The organism is Spongiactinospora gelatinilytica, assembly GCF_003236385.1.
Classification (GTDB): Bacteria; Actinomycetota; Actinomycetes; order Streptosporangiales; family Streptosporangiaceae; genus Spongiactinospora; species Spongiactinospora gelatinilytica.
Genome location: NZ_POUA01000747.1, coordinates 1 through 1136, shown reverse-complemented (window position 1 = coordinate 1136; position 1136 = coordinate 1). Strand labels below are relative to the sequence as shown.

General features: G+C 69.8%; 2 protein-coding genes. One reads left to right on the top strand and one right to left on the bottom strand.

Going from position 1 to position 1136, the window contains the following annotated elements; translation table 11 throughout:
• Positions 1-225: hypothetical protein (locus C1I98_RS45950; RefSeq protein ID WP_368773564.1), on the bottom strand; the 225-nt coding region annotated here is incomplete at its 3' end.
• On the opposite strand from C1I98_RS45950, the gene C1I98_RS39110 reads away from it, so the two are divergent.
• On the top strand, positions 224-916 hold the full coding sequence (locus tag C1I98_RS39110) for a trypsin-like serine peptidase (RefSeq protein WP_111172207.1): 693 nt from the start codon (positions 224-226) through the stop codon (positions 914-916). The two genes, C1I98_RS45950 and C1I98_RS39110, sit on opposite strands and share 2 nt — an antisense overlap.
• The last annotated feature ends 220 nt before the right edge of the window (positions 917-1136 follow it).

The following is a 1136-nucleotide window of genomic DNA, read 5'->3' as shown; positions in this document are numbered from 1 at the left end:
CCCCGAGCCCGCCCCGGAGACTGCGCCGGAGGCTGCCCCCGAGACCGCGCCGGAGACCGCGCCGGAGACCGCGCCCGAGACTGCACCTGAGGCTGCCCCCGAGACGGCGCCGGAGACCGCTCCCAAGACTGCACCTGAGGCTGCCCCCGAGGTCGCGCCCGAGGCGGTGCCCTTGCCCGCTCTTGCCGGGCCGCGTGCCGAGCGCTGGCACCGGCAGGGCACCATGCCGGCGACCAGCATCGGCAAGCTCTACTTCGTGCGCCCGGACGGCGCGACCGGCTACTGCTCGGGCAGCGTCATCGCGAGCGCCAACCGCAACACGGTCTGGACCGCCGGCCACTGCATTCACCAGGGCGGCGGCGGAGCGGCGAATTACTTCCACGATGTCATTTTCATCCCTGACGCCGACAATGGCCTTGAGCCGCACGGCCGGTGGGTGTGGCGTTACATGACCACCACCAACGGCTGGGCGGACAGCGCCAATTTCTCCTACGACCTCGCCGCCGTCGCATTCAGCCCGCAGCCGGCCAACGGCAACCTTTCCGATTATGTCGGCTCGCAGGGCTACAAGTTCGGATTCGGGCAGGAATTTCAGAATGTCCATGCGTTCGGCTACCCGCAGGACGGCTACCAGCGCACCGACTTCACCGGTAACGACCTCTGGTACTGCTTCGGCAACACCCACCGGGTGAGCGACACCGACGACCGGATGCGGATGGAGTGCGACATGTTCCACGGCTCCAGCGGCGGGCCCTGGCTGGAAGACCTCCAGCTCTCCCGGGGCTGGGGCTACATCGTCGGCATCAACAGCCACCGCTACGTCGACGGCAACGGCAACCCGATCGACATCTACATGTACTCGCCCAACCACGGAGACGCCGCGATCAACGTCCACAACGCCGTGTCCAACGCCTGACCTCCACTCCCTGCCCACCCCACGATGTGGGCGCAGGCCCGGCGACCGCCCTGCTCGGGAGGCGGTCGCCGGGCCTGATGGGCCGCCTGGGCCTACCACGGCGGCCCGGGTGGGGCTTCAGCCCTCCTTGGAGGTCGTGGCGCCGGGCGGATCCGTGGCCGTCTCGCGCCGCTCCTTCAGGCCAGGGCCGCGGTCGCCGCCGTTCTCCTCAGGCAGGGGG

Bases quoted from the DNA above. Each gene is read 5' to 3' on its own strand.
- C1I98_RS39110 (WP_111172207.1), top strand. From the start codon at position 224: ATGCCGGCGACCAGCATCGGCAAGCTCTACTTCGTGCGCCCGGACGGC.